Origin of the sequence: Streptomyces sp. NPDC052079 (assembly GCF_040680275.1) — a bacterium.
Taxonomy (GTDB): Bacteria; Actinomycetota; Actinomycetes; order Streptomycetales; family Streptomycetaceae; genus Streptomyces.
This window is the reverse complement of the sequence record NZ_JBFAWL010000009.1, coordinates 135,173-158,543: the sequence shown is the minus strand read 5'-3', so window position 1 is coordinate 158,543 and position 23,371 is coordinate 135,173. Positions and strand designations below refer to the sequence as shown.

23 protein-coding genes and 3 pseudogenes are annotated in these 23,371 nt (G+C 71.8%); 12 read left to right on the top strand and 14 right to left on the bottom strand.

Features of this window, described 5'->3' with window-relative positions; translation table 11 throughout:
• Window positions 1–89 precede the first annotated feature (89 nt).
• The 4 genes from AB0L56_RS16965 to AB0L56_RS16950 form a co-directional block, all read right to left on the bottom strand.
• Entirely contained in the window at window positions 90–1,583 is a 1,494-nt protein-coding gene (locus AB0L56_RS16965) for a glycosyltransferase (RefSeq protein WP_365424098.1), read from the bottom strand.
• Between the two features lie 203 nt (window positions 1,584–1,786).
• The gene (locus AB0L56_RS16960; RefSeq protein WP_365424095.1) at window positions 1,787–2,827 is read right to left on the bottom strand and encodes an endonuclease/exonuclease/phosphatase family protein; all 1,041 of its coding nucleotides are present in this window, start codon (window positions 2,825–2,827) and stop codon (window positions 1,787–1,789) included.
• Window positions 2,828–3,028: 201 nt separating this feature from the next.
• Window positions 3,029–3,655: a TetR/AcrR family transcriptional regulator gene (locus AB0L56_RS16955; RefSeq protein WP_365424092.1), complete on the bottom strand. Its 627-nt coding sequence runs from the start codon at window positions 3,653–3,655 to the stop codon at window positions 3,029–3,031.
• 75 nt (window positions 3,656–3,730) lie between these two features.
• On the bottom strand, window positions 3,731–5,320 hold the full coding sequence (locus tag AB0L56_RS16950) for an MFS transporter (RefSeq protein ID WP_365424089.1): 1,590 nt from the start codon (window positions 5,318–5,320) through the stop codon (window positions 3,731–3,733).
• A 246-nt stretch (window positions 5,321–5,566) separates the two neighbouring features.
• Here AB0L56_RS16950 and panB point away from each other — a divergent pair, with 246 nt between their 5' ends.
• Window positions 5,567–6,445 carry a 3-methyl-2-oxobutanoate hydroxymethyltransferase gene (gene panB, locus AB0L56_RS16945; protein ID WP_361035987.1) on the top strand — a complete coding sequence of 293 codons (879 nt, stop codon included), beginning with the start codon at window positions 5,567–5,569 and terminating at the stop codon, window positions 6,443–6,445.
• A gap of 653 nt (window positions 6,446–7,098) precedes the next feature.
• A complete protein-coding gene (locus tag AB0L56_RS16940) occupies window positions 7,099–7,899 on the top strand; it encodes a site-2 protease family protein (protein ID WP_365424086.1) in 801 nt (266 codons plus the stop codon).
• On the opposite strand, the gene AB0L56_RS16935 is transcribed toward AB0L56_RS16940, so the two are convergent.
• Window positions 7,889–8,131 carry a hypothetical protein gene (locus AB0L56_RS16935; protein WP_361035993.1) on the bottom strand — a complete coding sequence of 81 codons (243 nt, stop codon included), beginning with the start codon at window positions 8,129–8,131 and terminating at the stop codon, window positions 7,889–7,891. The genes AB0L56_RS16940 and AB0L56_RS16935 overlap by 11 nt on opposite strands.
• A gap of 4 nt (window positions 8,132–8,135) precedes the next feature.
• Window positions 8,136–8,849, bottom strand: a complete 714-nt coding sequence (gene npdG / locus AB0L56_RS16930) for an NADPH-dependent F420 reductase (protein ID WP_361035996.1) — start codon at window positions 8,847–8,849, stop codon at window positions 8,136–8,138.
• 140 nt (window positions 8,850–8,989) lie between these two features.
• Here npdG and AB0L56_RS16925 point away from each other — a divergent pair, with 140 nt between their 5' ends.
• Window positions 8,990–9,592 carry a hypothetical protein gene (locus AB0L56_RS16925; protein ID WP_361035998.1) on the top strand — a complete coding sequence of 201 codons (603 nt, stop codon included), beginning with the start codon at window positions 8,990–8,992 and terminating at the stop codon, window positions 9,590–9,592.
• Window positions 9,593–9,606: 14 nt separating this feature from the next.
• Here the strand turns inward: AB0L56_RS16925 and AB0L56_RS16920 are convergent, their stop codons facing one another.
• The gene (locus AB0L56_RS16920) at window positions 9,607–9,837 is read right to left on the bottom strand and encodes a hypothetical protein (RefSeq protein ID WP_361036001.1); all 231 of its coding nucleotides are present in this window, start codon (window positions 9,835–9,837) and stop codon (window positions 9,607–9,609) included.
• A gap of 67 nt (window positions 9,838–9,904) precedes the next feature.
• Between AB0L56_RS16920 and map the strand changes: the two genes are divergently transcribed.
• From map to AB0L56_RS16900, 4 genes and pseudogenes are all read left to right on the top strand, one after another.
• Complete coding sequence (gene map, locus AB0L56_RS16915; protein WP_361036004.1) at window positions 9,905–10,762, top strand: type I methionyl aminopeptidase; 858 nt, start codon at window positions 9,905–9,907, stop codon at window positions 10,760–10,762.
• A 139-nt stretch (window positions 10,763–10,901) separates the two neighbouring features.
• Window positions 10,902–11,549: a biliverdin-producing heme oxygenase gene (locus tag AB0L56_RS16910; RefSeq protein WP_365424080.1), complete on the top strand. Its 648-nt coding sequence runs from the start codon at window positions 10,902–10,904 to the stop codon at window positions 11,547–11,549.
• 23 nt (window positions 11,550–11,572) lie between these two features.
• Window positions 11,573–11,788 (top strand): annotated as a pseudogene (locus AB0L56_RS16905) (Scr1 family TA system antitoxin-like transcriptional regulator); the annotation flags it as partial.
• Window positions 11,785–11,988, top strand: a complete 204-nt coding sequence (locus tag AB0L56_RS16900) for a DUF397 domain-containing protein (protein WP_365424077.1) — start codon at window positions 11,785–11,787, stop codon at window positions 11,986–11,988. The pseudogene AB0L56_RS16905 and the gene AB0L56_RS16900, both read left to right, overlap by 4 nt.
• A gap of 6 nt (window positions 11,989–11,994) precedes the next feature.
• Here the strand turns inward: AB0L56_RS16900 and AB0L56_RS16895 are convergent, their stop codons facing one another.
• Window positions 11,995–12,639, bottom strand: coding sequence for a PhzF family phenazine biosynthesis protein (locus tag AB0L56_RS16895; protein ID WP_361036013.1), 645 nt, complete (start codon window positions 12,637–12,639; stop codon window positions 11,995–11,997).
• Window positions 12,640–12,665: 26 nt separating this feature from the next.
• Here AB0L56_RS16895 and efeB point away from each other — a divergent pair, with 26 nt between their 5' ends.
• From efeB to AB0L56_RS16880, 3 genes are read left to right on the top strand one after another with little or no spacing between them, the layout of a single operon-like run.
• Window positions 12,666–13,874, top strand: a complete 1,209-nt coding sequence (gene efeB / locus AB0L56_RS16890; RefSeq protein ID WP_365424074.1) for an iron uptake transporter deferrochelatase/peroxidase subunit — start codon at window positions 12,666–12,668, stop codon at window positions 13,872–13,874.
• A gap of 2 nt (window positions 13,875–13,876) precedes the next feature.
• Window positions 13,877–14,758: an iron uptake transporter permease EfeU gene (efeU, locus tag AB0L56_RS16885; protein ID WP_365424170.1), complete on the top strand. Its 882-nt coding sequence runs from the start codon at window positions 13,877–13,879 to the stop codon at window positions 14,756–14,758.
• Window positions 14,709–15,698, top strand: coding sequence for a hypothetical protein (locus tag AB0L56_RS16880; protein WP_365424071.1), 990 nt, complete (start codon window positions 14,709–14,711; stop codon window positions 15,696–15,698). The genes efeU and AB0L56_RS16880 overlap by 50 nt, the downstream gene beginning before the upstream one ends.
• Before the next feature lie 267 nt (window positions 15,699–15,965).
• Here AB0L56_RS16880 and AB0L56_RS16875 read toward each other — a convergent pair whose 3' ends face one another.
• Complete coding sequence (locus AB0L56_RS16875; protein WP_361036022.1) at window positions 15,966–16,700, bottom strand: bifunctional DNA primase/polymerase; 735 nt, start codon at window positions 16,698–16,700, stop codon at window positions 15,966–15,968.
• Window positions 16,701–16,925: 225 nt separating this feature from the next.
• Between AB0L56_RS16875 and AB0L56_RS16870 the strand changes: the two genes are divergently transcribed.
• Window positions 16,926–17,801 (top strand): glycerophosphodiester phosphodiesterase, encoded by an 876-nt coding sequence (locus AB0L56_RS16870; protein ID WP_365424067.1) that lies wholly within the window; start codon window positions 16,926–16,928, stop codon window positions 17,799–17,801.
• 17 nt (window positions 17,802–17,818) lie between these two features.
• On the opposite strand, the gene AB0L56_RS16865 is transcribed toward AB0L56_RS16870, so the two are convergent.
• From AB0L56_RS16865 to AB0L56_RS16850, 4 genes are all read right to left on the bottom strand, one after another.
• A complete protein-coding gene (locus AB0L56_RS16865) occupies window positions 17,819–18,472 on the bottom strand; it encodes a TetR/AcrR family transcriptional regulator (RefSeq protein ID WP_365424064.1) in 654 nt (217 codons plus the stop codon).
• 64 nt (window positions 18,473–18,536) lie between these two features.
• On the bottom strand, window positions 18,537–19,535 hold the full coding sequence (locus AB0L56_RS16860; protein ID WP_365424061.1) for a small ribosomal subunit Rsm22 family protein: 999 nt from the start codon (window positions 19,533–19,535) through the stop codon (window positions 18,537–18,539).
• A 100-nt stretch (window positions 19,536–19,635) separates the two neighbouring features.
• The gene (locus AB0L56_RS16855; protein ID WP_365424058.1) at window positions 19,636–20,814 is read right to left on the bottom strand and encodes a serine hydrolase domain-containing protein; all 1,179 of its coding nucleotides are present in this window, start codon (window positions 20,812–20,814) and stop codon (window positions 19,636–19,638) included.
• Entirely contained in the window at window positions 20,766–22,013 is a 1,248-nt protein-coding gene (locus tag AB0L56_RS16850; RefSeq protein ID WP_365424168.1) for a multidrug effflux MFS transporter, read from the bottom strand. The genes AB0L56_RS16855 and AB0L56_RS16850 overlap by 49 nt, the downstream gene beginning before the upstream one ends.
• A 250-nt stretch (window positions 22,014–22,263) precedes the next feature.
• Here AB0L56_RS16850 and AB0L56_RS16845 point away from each other — a divergent pair.
• Window positions 22,264–22,404, top strand: a pseudogene (locus tag AB0L56_RS16845) (gfo/Idh/MocA family oxidoreductase); the annotation flags it as partial.
• A 33-nt stretch (window positions 22,405–22,437) separates the two neighbouring features.
• On the opposite strand, the pseudogene AB0L56_RS16840 reads toward AB0L56_RS16845, so the two are convergent.
• A pseudogene (locus tag AB0L56_RS16840) lies at window positions 22,438–23,259 on the bottom strand (alkaline phosphatase D family protein); the annotation flags it as partial.
• Window positions 23,260–23,371: the final 112 nt, after the last annotated feature.

The following is a 23,371-nucleotide window of genomic DNA, read 5'->3' as shown; positions in this document are numbered from 1 at the left end:
TCGCCTCCCTAGCTGTGAGGGCTGTCTGCAGCGGCTCCGGACACCGTGTCGATGAAGGGCTCGTCATCCATGAGCTGTCTCCTCGTGGGTCACAGGCGGGCCACCTTCCGGTAGAGCGACGTCTGCTGCAGCAATTGACGGTCGTCCAGGAAGTTCTCCTGGACCCGGCGCCGGGCACCGGCTCCCAGCGCACCCGCAAGGCCGTGATCACCCACCAGACGGCTGGTGTGCGCGGCGAAGGACACGCTGTCGCGTGGGTCGTCGAGCAGAATGCCGTGGACTCCGTGCTCGATCTGGTCACGGATACCACCGACGGCGCTGGCGACGACCGCGCGTCCCTTCCACATGGCCTCCGTGACGGTGAGGCCGAATCCCTCCGCCAGGCTCTTCTGTGTCACCACCGCCGCCGAGCACTGCAGGGCATTGACGATTACCGCGTTCTCCTCCGAATCGGCCATCGGCAGGCAGGCCAGGTGGACCCGAGTGCGCACCCGGTCCGGCAGCCGCTGCCACAGCGCCACACATTCCGCGAAGACCTGCCCGCCCTCGGGATCGTCGGTGACACCGGTGACATCCGGGCCCACCAAGGCCAGGTGGGCGCCGTCCAGGCTGCCGTCGGCCTCGGCGAACGAGGTGAGGACGCTGGCCATGTCCTTCAGCGGGTCCCAGCGGGAGACCTGCACGATGAGCGGCGCGTCAGCGGGTGGCGGCGAGGCGCTGTACAGGGAGGTCGGATTCCGCCGTACGCGGCCCACCGAGCCGTCGCCTCGACGGTAGATCGCCGGCCCGTCGTGCCCGTCCGCAGGCGCGCGCAGACCGACCCGGCGCAGGATGGCCGCAGCGGCCGAGGGGGCCAGGGGCCGGTTCTTGGCCGACAGGGGGTCGATCGACGGCCGGATCACGGCGACCCCCCGCCCGGCGAGCCAGCCGGGAACGTACTGCTCCCGGGAGAACACGAAGGCATCCGCCATGTCCAGCCAGGGCTGCAGAAACGCCCATGCCCGGTCGGTGTACGGATTGGGGTGGTCCGTGCCGATATGGCACCGCCAGACCACCCGCGCCCCGGCCAGCCGCAGGTGGGCGACGAGGCCGGCGGCCTGTGGATCGTGGAGGGTGACCACGTCTCCCGGCCGTATCGCGCGCAGCAGGGCGCGTGCATTGACCTCGCAGACTGCCGCGTAATGCTCGGTTCCGGCCCGGTCGAGTGGTGGGCCGGAGGCGTTGACCCCGTGCAGGAAGTGGTGCAACTGCTTGGTCAGGGCGAAGAAGGCGGGATCTCCCCGCATGGTGAACCAACGGGCGTCGAGCCCCGCACCACGGGAGTATCGCTGCAGCCGGTGCAGCATCTCGGCCACACCGCCACCGTTCATCGTCGAGTTCACGTCGATGATCCGGCGGCCGGCGAGCGCTTCCCTTGCCTTGCGGAAGGCGGTATCCAGCTTGTCGGCCCGCGCGGGCCCCACCGTGCCGCTGAGCACGAGCGGATCGGCGCCGGGGACGTGGGCTTCCGGGAGTACCGGTGGCGCGGCATGCGGCCCCCGGGGGATGACGGTCTGCGGTTGTGGGGTGCCGGGATGTGCCATGGTGCCTCCGCCCGCACGGCGGCTCGAGCGTTCGGGGCGTTTGCCCGTTTTATCCAGGTTCTGGGCGCGGGCAGTCCGCTGCATGCCCCCGGCGGTACCAATGCCGTAGCACGCGTTCGACCCGCCAGAGCAAGCGGCGACGGGGGCTGCCGGTTGATGCAAGCGCCGGGTTGAGTCGCGCGGGGAGGGGCTGACCCGGGGTTTCAGTCGCCCGGTGTGGTGACCTTCACTCGTGCGGCGATCGGGAGGTGGTCGCTCGCCGTGGCCGGGAGGGTCCAGGACGCTTCCGGTTCGGCGCCCTTGACCAGGATCTGGTCGATCCGCGCCATCGGGAACGACGCCGGCCAGCTGAAGCCGAAGCCACTGCCCACGGCGCCCTGGGTGGAGCGCATCTGCGAGGTGACGGCGTTCAGGGCGCGGTCGTTCATCGTGCCGTTCAGGTCGCCGAGCAGGACGACGTTCGGCAGCCGTTCCGCGGCGATGGCCTCACCCAGGGCGTCGGCGCTCTTGTCGCGCTGGCGGGCCGTGAAGCCGGCCTCCATCTTCACCCGGACCGAGGGCAGGTGGGCGACGTAGACGGCGACCCGGCCGCTGGGGGCCGTCACCGTGGCGCGCATCGCCCGCTGCCAGCCGAGCCGGATGTCCACGGCCCTCACGTCGCTCAGCGGGTACTTGCTCCACAAACCCACGGTTCCGACCACCGCGTGGTGCTTGTACGTCGCCGCCAGCGCCGACTCGTAGGCCGGGACCTTCGACGCCTTCAGCTCTTCCAGGGCCAGGACGTCCGCGCCCGAGGAGGCCACGTCGTGGGCGGTGCGGGACGGGTCCGGGTTGTCGGCGTTGACGTTGTGGGTGGCCACCGTCAGGTCTCCGCCCTCGGCGTTCTTGTCGGTGAGCAGCCCGCCGAAGAGGTTCAGCCAGACGGCGGCGGGCAGGATCGTGGCGATCAGTGCCGTCGCCGACTTGCGGAGCACCGCGAGGACGAGCAGCACCGGGATGAGCAGGCCCAGCCAGGGCAGGAAGGTCTCGACCAGGCTGCCCAGATTGCCGATCGCGTTCGGAATCTGCGCGTGGGCCAGCATGACCAGGGACAGCAGGGCCGCGACCGCCGCCAGGAACAGTCCCCGGCGCCAGATGCGGCGGTCGCCGCGCCGGCGGTCCCACAGGCGCCGAAGCCGGGAAGCCGGCTGCTCGGGACCCGAGCCTCCGTTGTCCGTCTCCGTGATGTACGCCTGCTGCGCCATACCGTCGCCTCACAACCTGCCGTGCACACCGTCGCCCCCCGTGTCCGTACGACCCTAGGGGATGATCGGTCCCTTTCCTGCCGCCGCGGGGCGGCCGTACGGGGGCGAGGACGTACGGGGACGCCCGGGGAGTTCCGGGTGGGGGTGCGGGGAGCGTCGTCTGTGACGAAACGCGCATATTTGGGGACGGGGGTTCGCCGTCTAGTTCTCGTCGCCGGCGGGGCGTAGGCCCTCGAGGAGGGTGTCGACCACTTGTTCGGCGAGGTTGTCCGGGAGGTCGGCGTCCGGGCGCATGACCGTGCGGAGCAGGACCGGGCCCACGATGATGTCGTTGAGGAGTTCCAGGTCGAGGTCGGCGCGCAGTTCGCCGTTGTCCCGGCCCCGGCGCAGCACCTCCAGGCCTAGCCTGCGGCGGGGCACGATGACGGTGTTGTGGTAGGCCTCCCAGAGGTTGGGGCTGCTCTTCATCTGGGCGTGCACGTTGTGCAGGATCGCCGAGGTCCGGCCGGCCAGGCCGCGCAGCCGCAGGGATTCCAGCAGCACGACGAGGTCGTCCCGCATGGAGGTGCCGGGGAGTTCGGGGTCGGGGGGCTCGGCGGCGCGCATGACGTCGACGAAGAGGTCCTCCTTGCCGTTCCAGCGGCGGTAGATGGTGGCCTTGCCGACGCCCGCGGTGCGGGCGATGCGCTCGATGGAGAGCTCCGCGAGGGGCACGCCGTCCTCCAGGAGCTTCATCACCGTGTCGATGATGGCGCGTTCGACCGCCTCGCTGCGGGGGCGGCCCCGCGCGGGTGCCTCCTGCCTGGGGTCGGTGCCGGCCGGACTCACGTTGTCGGATCCTTTCGGTTGGCTGCGGTGATTCTCCCCGGTCGGCGTCGGCAACGGCCCGCCGACCGTGGGTTTTCAGTCCGCCGTCGTCACCAAATCCGGTTCCTGGTCGTCCTGTTCGGGCGCGGGCATGCGGCCGGGGAAGAACACGGCGACGACGACCGCGCCCAGCACCGCGACGCCCGCTCCCCACAGGGCCGTGACATGCATCGCGTGCAGGAACGCGTCGTCGGCGGCGGCGGCCAGGGTTTCGCCGCGCGGGCCGAGCCGGTCGGCGACGGCCAGGGTGGCCTCGATGGACTCTCCGGCGGCGTGCCGGGCGCCGGGCGGCAGCAGGACCAGCTTGTCCTCGATGTCGGTGCGGTAGGCGGTGGACAGCACCGAGCCGAGTACGGCGACGCCGAGGGCGCCGCCGACCTGGCGGAAGGTGTTGCTGAGCGCGGACGCCGAGCCGGCCTTCTCCCGTGGCAGGGCCTGCATGATGACGACGCTGACGGGCGTCATCACGTGCGCCATGCCGGCGCCCATCAGGAGGAAGATGACCTCCAGGATCCAGATCGGCGTGTCCCCGTCCAGGATCAGGAAGGCGGCCAGCGTCGCCGCGAGCAGGAGAAGGCCCCCGGTGGTGGTGACCTTGTTGCCGAACCGGTCCACCAGCAGGCGTGCCCGGGGCGCGAAGAACATCTGGGCCGCGGCCAGCGGCAGCATCAGCAGCCCGGTCTCCAGCGGCGAGTAGCCGCGCACGCTCTGGGTGTAGAACACCGCGAAGAACGTCACGCCCAGGAGCGCGAAGAAGACCAGCGCGATCGCGACGATCGCGGCGGAGAACACCTTGTTCCTGAAGTAGGTGATGTCGACGGACGGGTGGTCGCTGCGCTTCTCGAACACCACGAACGCGGTCAGTACGGCGAGACCGGCGCCGATCGTCGTCAGCACGGTGCCGTCGGTGAAGTCGGCGAGCTGGCCGCCCTTGATGATGCCGTAGACCAGCAGGACCAGGCCGGTCACCGAGAGCACGACACCGACCGGGTCGATCCGGCCGGGCCGCGGATCGCGGGAGTCGGGGACCAGCCACAGCATCAGGGCGACGGCGAGGACGACGATCGGCACGTTGACGAGGAAGACCGAGCCCCACCAGAAGTGGTCCAGGAGCAGCCCGCCGGTGATCGGGCCGATGGCGATGGCCAGGCCCACTCCGCCCGCCCAGACGCCGATGGCCTTGGGCTGTTCGTCGCGTTCGAAGACGTTCATCAGGACGGCCAGGGTCGCCGGCATGACGAACGCCGCGCCCAGGCCCATCACCGCGCGGAAGCCGACCAGCTCCGCCGGGGAGCTCGAGAACGCGGCGAGTGCCGAGCCGATGCCGAACACGGCCAGGCCGCCGATCAGCATCTTCTTGCGGCCGAGCCGGTCACCGAGTAGTCCCGCGGTGAAGAGCAGGCCGGCGAAGACGAGCGTGTAGGCGTTGATCGCCCACTCCAGCTCGCTCTGCGTGGCGCCCAGACCGGTGGGGGCGGGGGTGGAGATCGTCTTGATGGCGACGTTCAGGATCGAGTTGTCCAGGACGACGATCAGCAGGCTGAGCATCAGCACGCCGAGGATCGCCCAGCGGCGCCGGTGCACGGCTTCCGGGACGTGGCGGGCAGGGGCGGCAGGAGAAGTCATGGGATCCAGCGTAGCGACTTTCGATACGAGACCGTCTCGTATCGATTGTGTTTTGCCCAGTTCTTGCCCGGTTCCGGCTCGTTCTTGCCGGGACGTTGGAGGGTCAACGGGTGCGCAGGGGCCGGTGAGGGGGCTGCTGATACGGGCCCGGCCACCTCTGGCCCTCCGGCGGTCCGGATGCCACCATGGACGTGGTCCGGGGACGCCGTCAGGGCGCCTCGAGATGACGTGTTGGGAGACGGTTCAATGACGCAGCTTTCGGCTGCCCAGACCGGGACGACGTCCGGTTCCCCCTCCGACGGCAAGACGCTGTACGGGGGCAAGGGCACGCGCCGTATCACTGTCCGTGACATCGCCGCCGCCAAGGAGCGCGGCGAGAAGTGGCCCATGCTCACCGCGTACGACGCGATGACCGCGTCCGTGTTCGACGAAGCCGGCATCCCGGTCATGCTCGTCGGCGACTCCGCGGGCAACTGCCACCTCGGGTACGAGACCACCGTGCCCGTCACCCTCGACGAGATGACCATGCTGGCCGCCGCGGTCGTACGGGGCACCTCGCGCGCCCTGATCGTGGGCGACCTGCCCTTCGGCTCGTACCAGGAGGGGCCGGTGCAGGCACTGCGCTCGGCGACCCGGCTGGTCAAGGAGGCCGGTGTGGGCGCCGTCAAGCTGGAGGGCGGCGAGCGGTCGCACCGCCAGATCGAGCTGCTGGTGGAGTCCGGCATTCCGGTGATGGCCCACATAGGGCTGACCCCGCAGTCGGTGAACGCGATGGGCTACCGGGTGCAGGGGCGCGGCGAGGAGGCGGCTCAGCAGCTGCTGCGGGACGCCAAGGCGGTGCAGGACGCGGGCGCGTTCGCGGTGGTGCTGGAGCTGGTGCCGGCGGAGCTGGCGGCCGAGGTTACGCGGGTGCTGCAGATTCCGACCGTCGGGATCGGGGCGGGGGCGGCGACGGACGCGCAGGTGCTGGTGTGGACGGACATGCTGGGGCTGACGGGCGGGCGTGTGCCCAAGTTCGTCAAGCAGTACGCGGATCTGCGTGAGGTCATGAGCGGGGCGGCGAAGGCGTTCGCGGAGGATGTGGTCGGCGGGGCGTTTCCGACGGAGGCGCACTCCGTGCACTGAGCGCCGGCGCTGGCGTTGAGCCATTGCGGCACCACCTTGTCGGCCCCGCTGATCTTCCCCCGTCGGCGGGGCCGACGCATGTCACCGGGGGCGGGGGGGTGTTGGCGCAGCCCGGCTGTCCGCCGGGGGGTGTCGCGCATCCCGGCGCGGGCGGGGTATCCGTCGCGCCCACCCGAGCCGCCCTGGGGGCACCTCCCAGGCCCTTAAGGCACTGGGGGAGGCACGACTGCCCGCGGGGGCGGTGGCGGTGCGGGTGGCCGCGGGAGCGGCAGCGGGACGCGGGGCCGGGGGTGTCGCGCCCCCGTGCCTTGTTCCGGTCCACGACGGTCAGCTCGGAGCACGGTCAGCGGCGCGCGCAGCCGCGCCCCGCCGACGGGGACGGCGGTGCCGTCGGGACGGAGTGCCTGGGTCGTGCCGAGGATGCGGTAGCGCACGGGGTCCATTGTCTCCGGTGGTGGTCGCGGCGGTGAGGCGGGCGGGGGTCGGCGCCGTTCCGGCGGGCGGGTCACCGGTGCGGGCGGTGGCCGGGCCGCCCCACCCTGCACGGAACCGGACGCCCGCGCGCGACGTTTTCCTCATGCGCCCGGTACGGTCGGGCGGTCCCCCACGCGTTTCCCGCGTGTTTCCCAGTGCCCGACAGTCCAGGGAGTCCCATGACCACCGCCCCGACCCGCCACAGCGACCGGAGGATCAGTTCGGTCTTCCTGGGGATCCTGGCCGTCACGGCGGTCACCGGATGGGCCACCTGGACCGGGTTCGCCGCCCAGCCGGGCGTCGCGGTGTTCCTGTTCGTGACGGCCGCCTGGATCGTCTCCCTGTGTCTGCACGAGTACGCGCACGCGCGCACCGCGCTGCACAGCGGTGACATATCGGTGGGGACAAAGGGCTATCTCACGCTGAACCCGATGACGTACACGCACGCCCTGCTGAGCATCGTGCTCCCCGTGGTGTTCGTGATCATGGGCGGAATCGGTCTGCCGGGCGGTGCCGTGTTCATCGAGCGCGACCGGATCCGGGGGCGGTGGCGGCACAGTCTGATCTCGGCGGCCGGTCCACTGACGAACGTGCTGTTCGCGGTCGTGTGCACGGCGCCGTTCTGGCTGGACGCGCTGGAGGGCGTACCGGCCGACTTCCGGTTCGCGCTGGCCTTCCTGGCGCTGCTCCAGGTGACGGCCGCGATCCTGAACTTCCTGCCGGTGCCGGGTCTTGACGGCTACGGCGTGATCGAGCCCTGGCTGTCGTACGGCATCCGGCGTCAGGTGGAGCCGTTCGCCCCGTTCGGTCTGCTGTTCGTGTTCGCGCTGCTGTGGGTGCCGGAGGTGAACGGCTGGTTCTTCGCTGTCGTCGACTCGCTGCTGGGGTCCTTGGGGATCCACGAGTTCGACACCTACTGCGGTTTCGAACTGTTCCGCTTCTGGCGTGACACCAGCGGGGTCTGCTCGGTCAGCCCGTGACGGGTCCCTCGTCCCGCTCGGCCCGCCCGCGCCGCACGTAGTACCAGGTCATGTTGGACGACAGACCCGCCAGCAGCACCCAGACGACGCCGATGAACACACTGCCCCGGACGAAGGAGACGACGGCCGCGGCGACGGCGAGGAGGCACACGGCGAGGGCGTAGAGGGCGAGGCGGGGCATGGGCGGGGGCTCCTGTCGGGGGACACTGCTACGGCGTCCAGTGTCCCCCATCGCCTCATACGTCCGTGACGCGGAGCCCGGCGTGTGCCTTGTAGCGGCGGTTGACGGAGATCAGGTTGGCCACGAGCGACTCCACCTGGTGGGCGTTGCGCAGCCGTCCGGCGTAGATGCCCCGCATGCCGGGGATGCGCCCGGCCAGTGCCTGGACGGTCTCGACGTCGGCCCGGACGTCGCCGAGCACCATCACGTCGGTGTCGATCTCGTCGATCTGCGGGTCCTGGAGCAGTACGGCCGACAGGTGGTGGAAGGCGGCGGTGACCCGGGAGTCCGGGAGCAGCGCGGCGGCCTGCTGGGCGGCGCTGCCCTCCTCGGGCCGGAGGGCGTAGGCGCCCTGCTTGTCGAAGCCGAGCGGGTTGACGCAGTCGACGACGAGCTTGCCGGCCAGTTCCTCGCGCAGGGACTCCAGGGTCTTGCCGTGGCCGTCCCAGGGCACGGCGACGATCACGATGTCGCTGCGGCGGGCGGTCTCGGCGTTGTCGGCGCCCTCGATGCCGTGTCCGAGTTCCCCGGCGGCGGCCTGCGCGCGCTCGGCGGCGCGGGAGCCGATGATCACCTTCTGGCCGGCCCTGGCGAGCCGGTACGCGAGGCCCTTGCCCTGCGGCCCGGTGCCGCCGAGCACGCCGACGACGAGCCCGGACACGTCGGGCAGGTCCCAGGGGTCCTTGGCGGGGGCCTTCGCGGGCTGCTGTGCGCTGTCGGTAGAGGTCATGGGGCGACTCTACGTCCGTGACGGCGCCGCTTCCGGTCCGGGTGAGCGCCGTCATTGGGTGGTGGGCGGTGTCCCCGGGTCGGGCGAATCCGGGGTGAACGGCGCGACAGGGACGAGCGGTTGGGGCAGGATGCGGCCGCATGGATGCCGTACGGGTCGCGCTGCTGCGGGATGTGCTCGCCGGGACGCAGTGGCTGGGCGCCACCCGGCACTTCGCGGGGACGCTGCGTGGGTCGGTGGTCTCGCACGGCGGCGGGCTGCTGCTGGTGGGTACGCCGGACTACGAGCCGTGGCATCTGGCGGCGCATCTGGTGGACGAGGCCGCGTGGTCGGGCACGCCGGAGCTGGCCCCCACGCTGGTGCGGCATGACGCACGTCCCTCGGACCCCGCGCATCTGGCGGTGGGGCCGGGGCGGCTGGAGGCGGCGCGACGGGGCGAGACGCTGCTGGTGGTGGCGCCCGGGGAACCACCGGCCGCGCTGCTCGAGCGGATCTGTGACGCCCGGCGGGCCGGGGCGACGCTGCTGTCCCTGGGCCCCGGTAAGGGGGAGCTGCCGGCGCTGGCGCACGAGGTCCTGCCCGTGCCGGAGGGCTCCGAGCTGGACCTCGACACGGTGCAGCACCTGGTGAGCGCGGCGGCCGGGGAGAACGCCCTGCCGGCCCGCAGGGGGCCCCGCCGGTTCCGGGACCGGCTGTCGCGGCTGGCCGACCTGCTGACGGCCCCGCCGCCCACGCGCTGGTAGCGGGGCCGGCCGGGTCAGTCGTCGTCGCGTCCGGCCGTCGGGGCGTCGTGCCACCTGGGGTCGTTCTCCCACTGGAGGTTGCGTTCGCGGGCAATCTCCATGGCGTGTTCGGCCTCGGTGCGGCTCGCGTACGGACCCAAGCGGTCCTTGGCGGGGCATTCGGGGCCCTCCTCGACCTTCCGGTGTTCCAGGCAGTAGTACCACTCGCCCGGCTTTCCGACCGTCCGCTTCTTGAACAGGGGCATGACCGGCTCCTCTCTCCGTCTCGCCATGAGGATGGTCCCCCGTCGCCGCTGAATTAGACTCACCGGCATGTCTGGCCAGTCGCTGCTCGTCCCTGGGGAGCTGTCCCCCACCCGTTCCGTGCCCGGGAACATCCGTCGTCCCGAGTACGTCGGCAAGCCCGCCCCCACGCCGTACACCGGACCGGAGGTGCAGACGCCCGAGACGATCGAGGCGATGCGGATCGCCGGGCGGATCGCCGCGCGGGCGATGGAGGAGGCCGCGAAGCTCATCGCGCCGGGTGTGACGACGGACGAGCTGGACCGGGTGGCGCACGAGTACATGTGCGACCACGGTGCCTATCCGTCGACGCTCGGCTACCGGGGTTTCCCGAAGTCCCTGTGCGCGTCGGTCAACGAGGTGATCTGTCACGGCATCCCGGACTCGACGGTGCTGCGCGACGGGGACATCGTCAACCTGGACGTGACGGCGTACATCGGCGGGGTGCACGGCGACAACAACGCGACCTACCTGGTCGGCGAGGTGGACGAGGAGAGCCGGCTGCTGGTGGAGCGGACGCGTGAGTCGCTCAACCGCGCGATCAAGGCGGTCAAGCCGGGCCGGCAGATCAACATCATCGGCCGGGTGATCGAGTCGTACGCGAAGAGGTTCGGGTACGGGGTGGTGCGCGACTTCACCGGGCACGGGATCAACTCGTCGTTCCACTCGGGTCTGATCATCCCCCACTACGACAGTCCGCACGCGACGACAGTCATCCAGCCCGGGATGACCTTCACGATCGAGCCGATGCTGACGCTGGGCACCCACGAGTACGACATGTGGGACGACGGCTGGACGGTCGTGACGAAGGACCGCAAGCGCACGGCGCAGTTCGAGCACACGCTGGTGGTGACGGACACGGGCGCGGACATCCTCACGCTCCCGTAGCCGCCCTTCCGCTGTGCCGGGGCCCGCTCTCTTCCGGAGGGCGGGCCCTCGCTTGTGCGGGGATGATGGAGGAGAGGTTCCCGACACCCCGTCGGCAACCACCGACTCAGGTAACCCTAACCACAGAAAATCCCGCACCATGGACCCCTTCTCGACCCTTATCCGCACCGCTTCCCATGAGCAGCACGCCGAGGCGGAGACCTCGACGTTCATGAGCGATCTGCTCGGCGGCCGGCTGGGCCTGGACGCCTATGCGCGCTACACCGAGCAGCTGTGGTTCGTGTACGAGGCACTGGAGTCCGGCGCGCCGGGGCTGGCGTCGGATCCGGTGGCGGGCCCGTTCATCCGGCCGGAACTGTTCCGGCTGGCCGCGCTGGAGCAGGACCTGGCGCGTCTCCGCGGCCCGCACTGGCGTTCCAGGCTGACAGCCCTGCCCGCCACCCGAACCTACGCCGACCGGGTGACCAAGTGCGCCCGGGACTGGCCGTCCGGCTACCTCGCCCACCACTACACCCGCTACCTGGGCGACCTCTCCGGCGGCCAGATCATCCGCGGCAAGGCGGAGCAGACCTGGGGCTTCGCACGCAAGGGCGACGGCGTCCGCTTCTACGTCTTCGAAGGAATCCCCAACCCGGCCGCCTTCAAGCGCGGCTACCGCGAACTGCTGGACACCGTCCCGGTGAACGACCCGGAGAAGCAGCGCATCGTGGCGGAATGCAAGCGGGCGTTCACCCTCAACACGGAGCTGTTCCGAGCACTGGGCGAGGAGTTCCCGCGCTCGGCGTGAGGCGGCCGCTTTCGCACGGTCGAGCGAGTATGTTCGGGCCATACGTAGTACTGGGCTTTCCGGAGGAGGCGGCGCTCGACGTTGTGCTGGCGGACAACCCGACCGGCTCCACGTGGCTGGAGCGGGAGACCGAAGTCGCGCGCTACCAGGAGTTGTTCGACGCTGCTCGCACGTCCGCGCTGTCCCCTGTGGAATCCCGTACGGTCATCCGCCGCCGGGCCAAGGAGCACAGGACATGAACACCGCACGCCACGGCACGCCGGACCTGTCGGGCGCGACGTGGCGTAGCAGTACCTACAGCGGCGGCAACAACGAGTGTCTCGAACTCGCCCACAATGTTCCCGCCCTCGCCCCCGTCCGCGACAGTAAGGAACCCGCCGGGCCGGTGATCCTTTTCGGGTGGAGCGCCTGGGGGGCGTTTGTCGCGGGGCTGGGCTGATACTCGTCAGCGTTCCAGGTGGACGCGGCCGCCGATTTCCGTCCAGCCGTGCGGCTGGGGGGCCGTGAGGATTTGGGAGCCTGTGCCCTGGGTGATGTTCAGGGCGCGGCCCAGGTGGTCGGTGAGGAGCAGCGCCGCCGCGCCCGTCGCCTCGTCCTCCTCGATGCCGTCGTCCCGGCCGGGGAAGGCGCGGGCGCGGATGCGGCCGGCCGGCTCGTCCAGCCAGGCCCAGGCGTAGATCCACTCCCCCTTCGGCGGCACGGGCAGGTCGTCGACCTCCGCAGCGGTGGCGTACTGGCGCAGGGTGCGCGGCGGCGCCCACTCCGCCCGTGCCTCGATCCAGCAGAACTCCCCGTCCTGCCGGGCGCCCATCACCCCGGCAGGCACGACCAGTTCGGGCACGTCCAGGAGCCAGGCCGTGCCGACGCAGGGGTGACCGGCGAAGGGCAGCCGCAGGGTGGGGGTGTAGATGTCGATCACCCCGCGCTCGGGGTCATCGACGAACACGGTCTCGCTGAAGCCGAGTTTCGCGGCGAGCTCCTGGCGGTCAGCGCGCTCCGGCAGCACCGAACCGTCGCGGACGACACCGAGCTCGTTGCCGTACCCGCCCCGGGGGCCGCAGAAGACGCGCAGCACGTCGTAGTCAGTCACGGGGGCATTCAAGCATCGCCGCGGCTGTGGGGCGGGTTCCCGGTGCGGGCCTCGCGCTCGGTGCCGCCGCGGCCGGTGGCGCGGTGGCGGTGGCCCGTACCGGCTACGGACCGGAGACGGACGGGACGGACGCGGGTGCGGCCGTGGAGTTCCACGGCCCGCACCAGGCGGGCATCGCCACGCCGGTGCAGGACCGGCTGCACTTCGCCGCGTTCGACGTGACGACCGAGGACCGCGCCGAGTTCGTCGAGCTGCTGAAGGAATGGACGGCGGCGGCGCGCCGGATGACGGCCGGCCGCTCGATCGGTGAGGGCGCGTACGGCGGTCCGGGCGAGGCACCTCCGGACGACACCGGTGAGGCGCTGGGGCTCAAGCCGTCCCGGCTGACGCTGACCGTCGGCTTCGGTCCTTCCCTGTTCGGGAAGTTCGGCCTTGCCGAGCAGCGGCCCGAGGCACTGGTGGACCTGCCGAAGTTCGCCGGGGACAACCTCGACCGCGACCGCGGCGACGGTGACCTGTGCGTGCAGGCGTGCGCGGATGATCCGCAGGTCGCCGTGCACGCGATCCGCAATCTCGCCCGCATCGGCTTCGGCCGGGTCGTGGTGCGCTGGTCGCAGCTCGGCTTCGGCAAGACCTCGTCGACGACTCCCGACGCGCAGACCCCGCGCAATCTGTTCGGCTTCAAGGACGGCACCCGCAACATCTCCGGGACGGAGAAGGACCGGCCGGAGAAGTTCGTCTGGGTCGGGGAGAAGGACGGGCCCGCGTGGATGGCGGGCGGTTCCTACCTCGTGGCCCGGCGGATCCGGATGCACATCGAGACCTGGGACCGCACCTCGCTGCAGGAGCAGGAGGACATCTTCGGCCGTGACAAGGGCGAGGGTGCGCCGGCCGGAAAGGCGAAGGAGCGGGACGAGCCGTTCCTGAAGGCCATGAAGCCCGACGCCCATGTGCGGCTGGCCCACCCCGACACCAACGCCGGGGCGACGATCCTGCGCCGGGGCTACTCCTTCACCGACGGCACGGACGGGCTGGGCCGGCTGGACGCGGGTCTGTTCTTCCTCGCCTTCCAGCGCGATCCGCGCACCGGGTTCATCCCGATCCAACGGAGCCTGGCCAGGGATTCCCTCAACGAGTACATCCAGCATGTGGGTTCGGCAGTCTTCGCCGTCCCGCCGGGCGTCCGCGACCAGGACGACTGGTGGGGCCGGGCGCTGTTCTCCGAGGAGGCGTGACCGTGTTCTCCAACTATCTGATCGGTCTGCGCGAGGGCCTGGAGGCCAGTCTCGTCGTCTGCATCCTGATCGCCTATCTGGTGAAGACGGAGCGGCGGGACGCGTTGAGGCCGGTGTGGTCCGGGATCGGGGTAGCGGTCGCCGTCGCGCTCGGGTTCGGCTGCGCGCTCGAGTTCGGCTCCCAGGAGCTGACGTTCGAGGCCCAGGAGGCGCTCGGCGGTTCGCTGTCGATCCTCGCGGTGTGCCTGGTGACGTGGATGGTGTTCTGGATGCGGCGCACCGCCCGGCATCTGAAGGCGGAGCTGCACGGCAAGCTGGACACCGCGCTCGCGATGGGCACGGGTGCGCTGGTGGCCACCGCGTTCCTCGCGGTGGGCCGCGAAGGGCTGGAGACGGCCCTGTTCGTGTGGGCGTCGGTGCACGCGGCCGGTGACGGCAGCCCGCGTCCGCTGATCGGCGTGGCGCTGGGGCTGGCGACGGCGGTGCTGCTCGGCCGGCTGTTCTACCGGGGCGCGTTGCGCATCAACCTCGCCAGGTTCTTCACCTGGACCGGCGCGATGCTGGTCGTCGTGGCGGCGGGTGTCCTGGCGTACGGCGTCCACGACCTGCAGGAAGCCGACTGGGTACCCGGTCTGACCAACCGGGCCTTCGACATCAGCGGCACCGTTCCGCCGGACAGCTGGTACGGCACGCTGCTGAAGGGCGTGTTCAACTTCCAGCCCGACCCGACCGTCCTCCAGGTCACGGTGTGGCTGCTGTACCTGGTCCCGACGCTCGCGCTCTTCCTCGCCCCGGTAGGGTTCGCCTCCGGGAAGGGGAAGGTGAAGGTACCGGATGAGCAGGGATCGCGGCCTTCGAAGGCTCCGCAGTCACCGCGGGCTTGAGACGTGGGTGCTCGTGGCCGCTCTGTCGCTGACGGCGAGCGGCTGCGTGGTGGTGCACGGTGAGCGCGAGGTGCTCCCGGCCACCACCCGCGCCGAGGCGGCGAAGGCGCTGGAGGAGTTCACGGCCGCCTACAACGAGGCCGACAAGGCCTACGACAGTTCCCTGGACGCCGATTACACCACCGGCCCCCTCGCCGACATCGACGCGGCACGGCTGAAGGCCGGGCGGGCCAACAGCCCGGAGGGCAATCCCCGGCACGTTCCGCTGAAGCTGACGGACGCGAAGTTCACCATCCCCGCGAAGGCGGGCTGGCCGCGCTGGTTCCTCGCGGATGCGGCCGGCAACAAGGGCGGCGAGGTGCGCTGGCTGCTGGTGTTCACGCGGAACGGGCTGGACGAGCCGTGGGAAGCGGCGTATCTGACGCTCGTGGCCCCGGAGGAGATACCGGAGTTCAAGACGGACGAGGACGGCTGGGCGGAGGCCGTGCCCGCGAACGCCACCGATGTGGCGGTGCCGCCGGGCGAGTTGAGCAAGGACTACGCGTCGTACCTCAAGGACGGCGGGAAGGTCTTCTCGGACGGCCCGCACACCAGCGCCTGGCGGGACGCGCGCGGGAAGCGGGCGGAACGGCCGGGGCTGGCCAGGCAGTACATCGACGAGCCGATGACGAACGGCGACTACGCCCCGCTGGCGCTGCGCACCGAGGACGGCGGGGCGCTGGTGTTCTTCACCACGCGCCATTTCGAGAAGCAGACCGCCGCGCAGGGGGCGTCGGTGCCGACGCCGAACAAGGATGTGCTGGCGCTGACGACCGGCGAGATCAGGCAGTCGCTGACGATGGAGTTCGTCTCCAACGAGGTGGCGCTGGATCCTCCGGCCGACGGGGCGGTGGAGGTCCTGGGAAGGATCCAGGGGCTGACGTCGGCGAAGGGCGAGTAGGGTCCGGGTCGGGCTTCCGGCGAAGGGCGAGTGGGGTCCGCGTCCGGCTTCCGGATCGGGCGAGTAAGTCCGCGCCCGGCTCAGACAAGTAGGTCAGCGTCGGGCTGAGGCGAGGGTCCGCGTCCGGCTTCCGGATCGGGCGCGTAACTCCGCATCCGGCTCAGACAAGTAGGTCAGCGTCTCCGGCTGAGGCGAGGGTCCGCGTCCGGCTTCCAGCTCAGGCGCGTAACTCCGCATCCGGCTCAGGCGAGTAAGTTCGCGTCCGGCTCAGCGGCGTAGGGGCCAGGCTGTGCCGGCCTGGTCGGAGTGTCCGCCGGCGTGGCGGGCGCAGGAGTCGGTGAGCATCTCAAGCAGGCTCAGCGGGTCCGGGAGCGCGTGTTCGGGGCCGCGCACCCAGTGCACCGACCGGCCGTCGTCGCCGGGCAGCCGGGCGGGCGGTACCAGGACGTAGGAGCCCCGGCAGTGCCAGCGCAGGCCGGGGTGCTCGTCCATGGTCTCCGGGTGGCAGTCCAGCTCGCACGGCCACCACTCGTCCTCGTCCTCGGGGGTGCCGCGGGTGAGGGTGAAGAACAGCATGCGGCCGTCGTCGCTCTCGGCGACGGGGCCGACCTCGATGCCGGCGTCGAGCAGGCGGGTCAGCGCCTCGCGGCCCGCGTCGAGGGGGACGTCGAGGACGTCGTGCACCATGCCGGTGGCGGTGATGAAGTTGGCCTGCGGCTGGTGGCGGGCCCAGCGCTCGATCTGGGCGCGGTCGGTGGTCGACTGCGTCTGCCAGGCGAACGACACCGGGTGCCGGGCGGGGGTGGGACAGCCCACGCGGTCGCAGGAGCAGCGGTACCCGGCGGGGTGGGCGGCGGGCGCGAGCGGCAGTCCCGCGTCGGCGGCGGCGAGCAGCAGGGCCTCACGGCCGCCTTCGTCGGCGGCCTGCTGCGTGCGGCGTCCGCGCAGCCACTGGGAGAGTCTGCCCTGTCGGCCGCTCCGGCCACCGAACTCCGCGCTCATCTATCCCCTCGCCTCGCCGTCGTGCGCATCAGCATGCCCCATGGTCCCACGCTCGTGCGCACCGGGGGGCCGTAGCCCACAATCGGCGCAGGTCGGACGAGGGTGACAGGAGCGGACGAGGGGGGTCCGGTGGGGCGAAGGGGGCGCTCACGGGGGCGCGCGGGGCGCACCGGAGCGGGTGTCATTGCGGACTGTCACGGGATGTGCGCCCCTACCGTGGTCGGCATGGTCACATGGATCGCGTCGCCGGGGCTCGCGTCCGTGGCGGCCGTGGTCTCGCTGGCCCTCACGGGCGGCCACGGCGGGGATCCGCCGCTGGAGTGGGGCCGCGGACCGCTGACGGTCGACTCGCTGCCCCCGGTCCCGTACGCCGCCCATCGGGGCGGGGCGCGCGAGGTGCCCGAGAACAGCATGTCGGGGCTGATGGCGGCGTACCGGCGCGGTACGGCGCAGGTGCTCGACGTCGACACCCGGGTGCTGCGGGACGGCACACCGGTCGTCTTCCATGACGCCACCCTGAACCGCACCACCTTTCTGGGCGGCGAGGTCCGGGGCCTGGACGCGCGTGAGTGGCGGGGCGTACGGCTGCGGCCGCGCGACCGGCTGCCGGGGAGCTGGCGCTCGGAGCGGCCGCCGACGGTCGCCGAGGTGCTGGACCGCCTGGGCGGGCGGATCGTGCTGATGCTGGAGGTGAAGGATCCGCGCGGGCTGGGCCGGCTGGCCGAGCTGATCCGGTCGCGCGGCCTGACCCGCTCCGTGTTCGTGAACACCAACGATCCCGAGGTAGCCCGCCGGATCCACGAGCTGGGTCTGCCGGCCCAGTTGTGGCGCTCGGCCCGGCAGCTGCGCACCGACCGCCCCGAGCGCTGGCGCTCCTACGTCGATCTGCTCGACGTCGACATCAGGGCGCGGGACGCCGATCTGCGGCGCGCGGTGCGCTCGGGCATCCCCCGGGTGTGGGCCCACACGGTCGTCACCCCGGCCCAGCGCGACCGGGCCCTGGCCCTCGGCTGCAACGGCATCATCACGGACGCGCCCGCCCGGCTGGCACGGCATCCGGTGCGGGGGCCGGGGGCGGTGAGTGCGGCGCTGGGGAGGTGACGGCGCGGGAGGCCCGGTCAGCGGGGGGCGAGGCCGTGGAGGGCGTAGTCGACGAGGGTGTCGGTGTAGTCGTAGTCGATCGGGCCGGTGTGCTGGAGCCAGCGCTGGGCGAGGGGGGAGACGAAGAGTTCCAGGGCGATGCGCGGACCGAGGTCGGGGCGGACGTCTCCGGCCTCCTGGGCCGAGCGCAGGCGGTCGACGTAGAGCTGGAGCTGGGGTTCCAGGAGCCGGGCGACGAATCTGCGGCCCAGTTCCTCGTTGACGACGCCCTCCGCGGCCAGGGCGCGGGAGGGGGCCTCGAAGGCGGGGTTGCGGAGTTCGTCGACCGTGGCGCGCAGGACCTGTTTGAGGTCGGCGGCGAGATCACCGGTGTCCGGGATGGCGTACTGCGTCTCGGCGGGTTCATGGCCGGTGTCGGCCCGGTCCTGGGCGGCCGCCTCCTGCGCCGCCTGCTCGCTCAGGTCCAGGAACGCCTCGAGGAGAACGTCCGCCTTCGACGGCCACCATCGGTAGATCGTCTGCTTGCCCACGCCGGCACGGGAGGCGATGCCCTCGATGGTGGTCTTCGGGTAGCCGACCTCGGCGACCAGGGCGAGTGCGGCGTCGTAGATGGCCCGCCGGGAGCGCTGGCTGCGGCGGGTGGCATCGGGGGCGGACTGATTGGGGGCCATACGTCGAATCTACCAGGCCGACAAGACGGTGCGTCTCGCCACGGGGTGGTTCAGGGCGGGCCGGTCAGGCGTCGGCGACCGGTGGCCAGGGGGAGCCCCAGTCGGCGTCCCGGGCCGCCCGGTACAGGTCGCCGTGGCGCTTGGTGACGGTGGCGCGGCGCAGGGACGGGTCCTTCTCGCAGAGGTCGAGGAGGACCTGGCCCTTGCGGATCTGCGGCTTGCGGACGATCCGGGCGGGGGCCGGGGCGGCCGGGACCCGGGTGGCGGCCACATAGCTGAACTTCTCGTCCTCGTAGGCGAGGGAGCCGCCCTTGACCTGGCGGTGCAGGGAGGAACGGCTGACCCGCGCGGAGAAGTGGCACCAGTCCGTGCCGGGGGCGATGGGGCAGGCGGCGCTGTGGGGGCAAGGGGCGGCGACGTGGAAGCCGGCGGAGATCAGGCGGTCGCGGGCCTCGATGATCCGGGTGTAGCCGTCGGGGGTGCCGGGTTCGACGATCACGACGGCCTGCGCGGCGCGGGCGGCGGCGTCGACGAGGGCGGCGCGGTCGGGGGCGGCGAGCTCGTTGAGGACGTAGGAGACGGTGACGAGATCAGTGCTCTCGACGGTGAGCGCCGCTCCGATACGAGAGCGCTGCCAGCGCGCGGACCGGAGCGCGGGGTTCGCGGCGGCGAGTTCCCGGCCGAGGGCGAGTGCGGGTTCGGCCCAGTCGAGGACGGTCACGGGGCGCTCCCCGTCCCAGGTCGCGCTGACCGCCCAGGCCGCCGCGCCGGTGCCGCCACCGACGTCCACATGGCCGCCGGGCACCCAGCCGGGCACGGCGTCCGCGAACGCCTCCAGCGCGGACCGCACCGCCTCGAAGGTCGCCGGCATACGGTAGGCGGCGTACGCGACCACATCGGCGCGGTCCCGGAGGATGGGTGCCTCGGTAGGGGTCGCGCCCCGGTAGGTGGCGATCAGCCGCTCGACGGCCTCCGCGGCCTGCCGCGCCGGAAGCCCGTCCAGCAGCCCGGCGAGGGCGGAGCGCAGGGTTTCGGCGGTGCTGAGGGAGGCGGAGGCGTTCACCCGGCGAGTCTACTGACCGGAGCCGGCCGAACGGCGCCCCGCCCACGGGCGGGCGAGGGGAACCCGGAGGGCGAGCCTGCCGCAGAAAAGCGGCGCCCGTTCACAACCCCCGCACCGCCCGCGCCACCCGGGTCGCCGCCTGCGCCCTCGGGCTGCTGTCCGGCGACTGCGGGCGGCGGGGGTGGACCGTGTTGGCCAGGAGGATCACGTAGGTGTCCGTGGCGCGGTCCAGGACGAGGGACGTGCCCGTGAAGCCCGTATGGCCCGCGGCGCCCCGGCCCGCCAGTTCCCCCATGAACCAGGGCTGGTCCAGCGCGAAGCCCAGGCCCGGCGGGGTGAACAGCAGGTCCACGAAGTCGGCGCCGAGGATGCGGGCGGGGCCGTAGGAGCCGCCGGCCAGCAGGGTGCGGCAGAAGACCGCCAGGTCCCGTCCGGTGGAGAAGAGGCCGGCATGCCCGGCGACACCGCCCAGCGCCCAGGCGTTCTCGTCGTGCACCTTCCCCCGCAGCATCCCCCGCTCCGCCTTGGCCCACGGACGCCGCTGGTCCTCGGTCGCGGCGGCGGACGGGCAGGGCCCGAAGGCGGTCGCGGTCATGCCGAGCGGCCGCGTGATGCCGTCCCCCACCAGGATGTCGAGGCCGCGGCCGGTGAGGCGTTCCAGGACGTGCTGGAGGAGCAGCATGTTGAGGTCGGAGTAGCAGTAGGTGCCGGGCACGCCGACGGGCCGCTCCGCGCGCAGGAGGGCCAGCCGTTCCGCGTCGTCGGCGCAGGCGTACAGCGGGAGGTCCGGGCGCAGCCCCGAGGTGTGGGTGAGCAACTGGCGCACGGTGATGCCATGCCGTACGGCCGCGGTGAAGTCCGGGAGGTACGCGCCCACGCGCGCGTCGATGCCCAGCGTGCCCCGCTCGATCTGCTGCACCGCCGCCACCGAGGTGAACAGCTTGGTCAGGGAGGCCAGGTCGAAGGGGGTGTCGACGGTCATCGGGACGCGTGCGGCCGGGGGCAGTTCGACCGGGGTGTCGGTCTTCTCGTCGTAGGCGGCGTAGCGCACGGCCCAGCCCGCCGCCTCCTGCACGGCGAGCACCGGGCCGCGCCCGACGACCACGACGGCGCCCGCCGCCCAGGGGCGTTCGCCGCGGGTGCGGGCGTGGACCTCACGGACCAGGTGCCGGAGTTCCCCGGCGTCGAGCCCGGCGCGTTCCGGTGTGCCGTGGCGAAGTCGCGGCGCGCTCAGATGCCCCCGCCTTTCGCTCCCGTCCGCTCGTTCCACGGACGGCACATTCCCAGGAAGCAGCCCATCGCCACCAGGGCGGCAACCAGTTGGACGACGGCCATCGGAACGGCCGTGTCCTCCCCCGCGATCCCCACCAGCGGTGACGCGATCGCCCCGATGAGGAAGGCCGTCGTACCGAGCAGGGCGGACGCGGAACCGGCCGCGTGGCGGGCGCGCATCAGCGGGAGGGTCTGGGTGTTGGGCAGGATGACGCCCATCGCGGACATCAGCACGAACAGCGCGACGGCCATCGGCGTCAGCCCCGCGTCACCGAAGACGCCCAGGGACAGCAGCAGCAACGCGACCGCGGCGACGATCACGACGGTGAGACCGAGGCCGAGCACCTTGTCCAGCCGGACCCGGCCGACCAGGATCTTCCCGTTGACCTGCCCCATGATCATCAGCCCGATCGAGTTGAGCCCGAACAGCAGGCTGAACGTCTGGGGGGAGGCGCCGTAGATCTCCTGCACGACGAACGGGGAGGCCGCGACGTACGCGAAGAGGGACGCGAAGCCGAAGCCGCCGGCGAGCATGTAGCCGGCGAAGACCCGGTCGGCGAGGAGCCGGCGCATCGAGCCGAGGGCCTCGCCGATGCCTCCGCCGTGCCGCTCGGCGGGCGGCAGCGTCTCCGGCAGCTTCGCCCAGACGACGGCCGCCAGGGACACTCCGATGACGGTGAGGACGACGAACACGCCCCGCCAGTCCGTGATCCGCAGGATCTGCCCGCCGATGAGCGGCGCCACGATCGGCGCGACTCCGGAGATCAGCATCAGTGTGGAGAAGAAGCGGGCCATGGTGATGCCGTCGTACAGGTCACGGGCGACCGCACGCGCGATGACGATGCCCGCCGCGCCCGCCAGGCCCTGCGCGAGCCGGCAGGCGACGAGGAGTTCGACGGTCGGCGCGAAGGCGCACAGCGCGGTGGCGACGACGTAGACCGCGAGGCCGATGAGCAGGGGCCGGCGACGGCCCCAGCGGTCGCTCATCGGACCGACCACGAGCTGCCCGAACGCCATGCCGGCCAGGCAGGCGGTGAGGGTGAGCTGGACCGTCGCGGCGGGTGCGTGCAGGGACTGGGTGACCTCCGGAAGCGCGGGGAGGTACATGTCCATCGCCAGCGGCGGGGTGGCGGTCAGGCCGCCCAGGAGGAGGGTGACCAGCAGGCTGGTGCGGCGGGCGGTGGTGGTGCGGTTTCCCGGCGGGATCGTCTTCCCGTCCGTGACGGCCGCTGTCGATACTGCGCCAGGTGTCCTGCTTTCTGCCGTTTTCGGTATGAATGCCCCGCCCTCAGGCACGTGACCCCTCCCTTTTCATGCCACCGGCTCCCTATGCTCTCAGCTCATGCGGAGTGCTCCACGTCGACGACGATGTCATGGGAGCGCTTCCACGAGAGTGGGACGATCACAGAGTCGGCACAAGGCACGAGCAGGGTGGGACGAATGACCGCGCGGAAAACGCGCCGAGGCCGCGGAGGTGATGCGGGCCCTGCGGGCCGGCGAGACCGAGTCGCCGCCGGTGCCGCTCGACGGCACCCTCGCCGTGATGCGGACGCTCGACGCGATCCGGGACCGCGTCGGCGTCCGCTACCCGGGAGAGGCCGCCGGAACCCGCGAGGTCACGCGGGCTTTTGTTCTCGGTCTCGTGGTCGTCCCAGGTGACCACGAAGGGGTGCGCGGCGTGCGCGGCCCGCAGGTCGGGGTCGGACTTGTAGAGGGCGTACCGCAGCCGGTAGTCCTCCAGCGTCACCGTCTCCCGCGCGAACAGGCCGGGAAGGGTACCGGAGGGGTAGGCACGGGCGCCGGCGACGTCGTTGACCGCGTACTCGTAGAGGTAGTCGCCGAGGTGGAACACGACGTCCAGGTCCTCGTCGGCCAGGTGCCGGTAGGCGGTCCAGTAGCCCTGGTCGTAGCGCTGGCAGGAGACCACGCCGAAGGTGAGTCCGGCGGCCCCACTGTGGCGGGCGGGCGCGGTTCGGGTGCGGCCGACGGGGCTGACGAAGCGACCTGCCCGGAAGCGGTAGTAGTAGACGTGGCCGGGGGCGAGGCGGCCGGCCTCGACGTGCACGGTGTGGTGGAACTCGGGGTGGGCGGTGGCCCTGCCCCTTCTGACGACGCGGCGGAACCGTTCGTCGAGGGCGAGCTCCCAGTCGACGGTGACGCGTTGCGCGGGCAGCCCGCTGTCGGCCTGGTAGGGAGTGGGGGCCAGGCGGGTCCAGAGCAGGACGGACTCGGGGTGGGGGTCGCCGGAGGCGACGCCGAGGGTGAAGGGGTCGTCGGTGATCCGTGCGGCGTCGAGTTCGGCGGCGGCCGCGGTGCCCGTGCCGGGCACGTTGACCGCGAAGGCGAGCGCGGCGGCGGCGCCGGTGGTGGTCAGGAAGCGCCGGCGGCCGACGTGCCGGGCGGCCGCCCTCAGTTCGGGCGCGTGCGGTGACTGGCGGACCTCGGATGTCATCCGTTTCCTCCCCTGGCGTGTGGATGCGGAAGAAATTCGAGTGGGCGGGGACGACGCCTGGTTGACGCGTACACAGCATCCGGATGACGGTCGTATGAGTTCCGCATGGCGG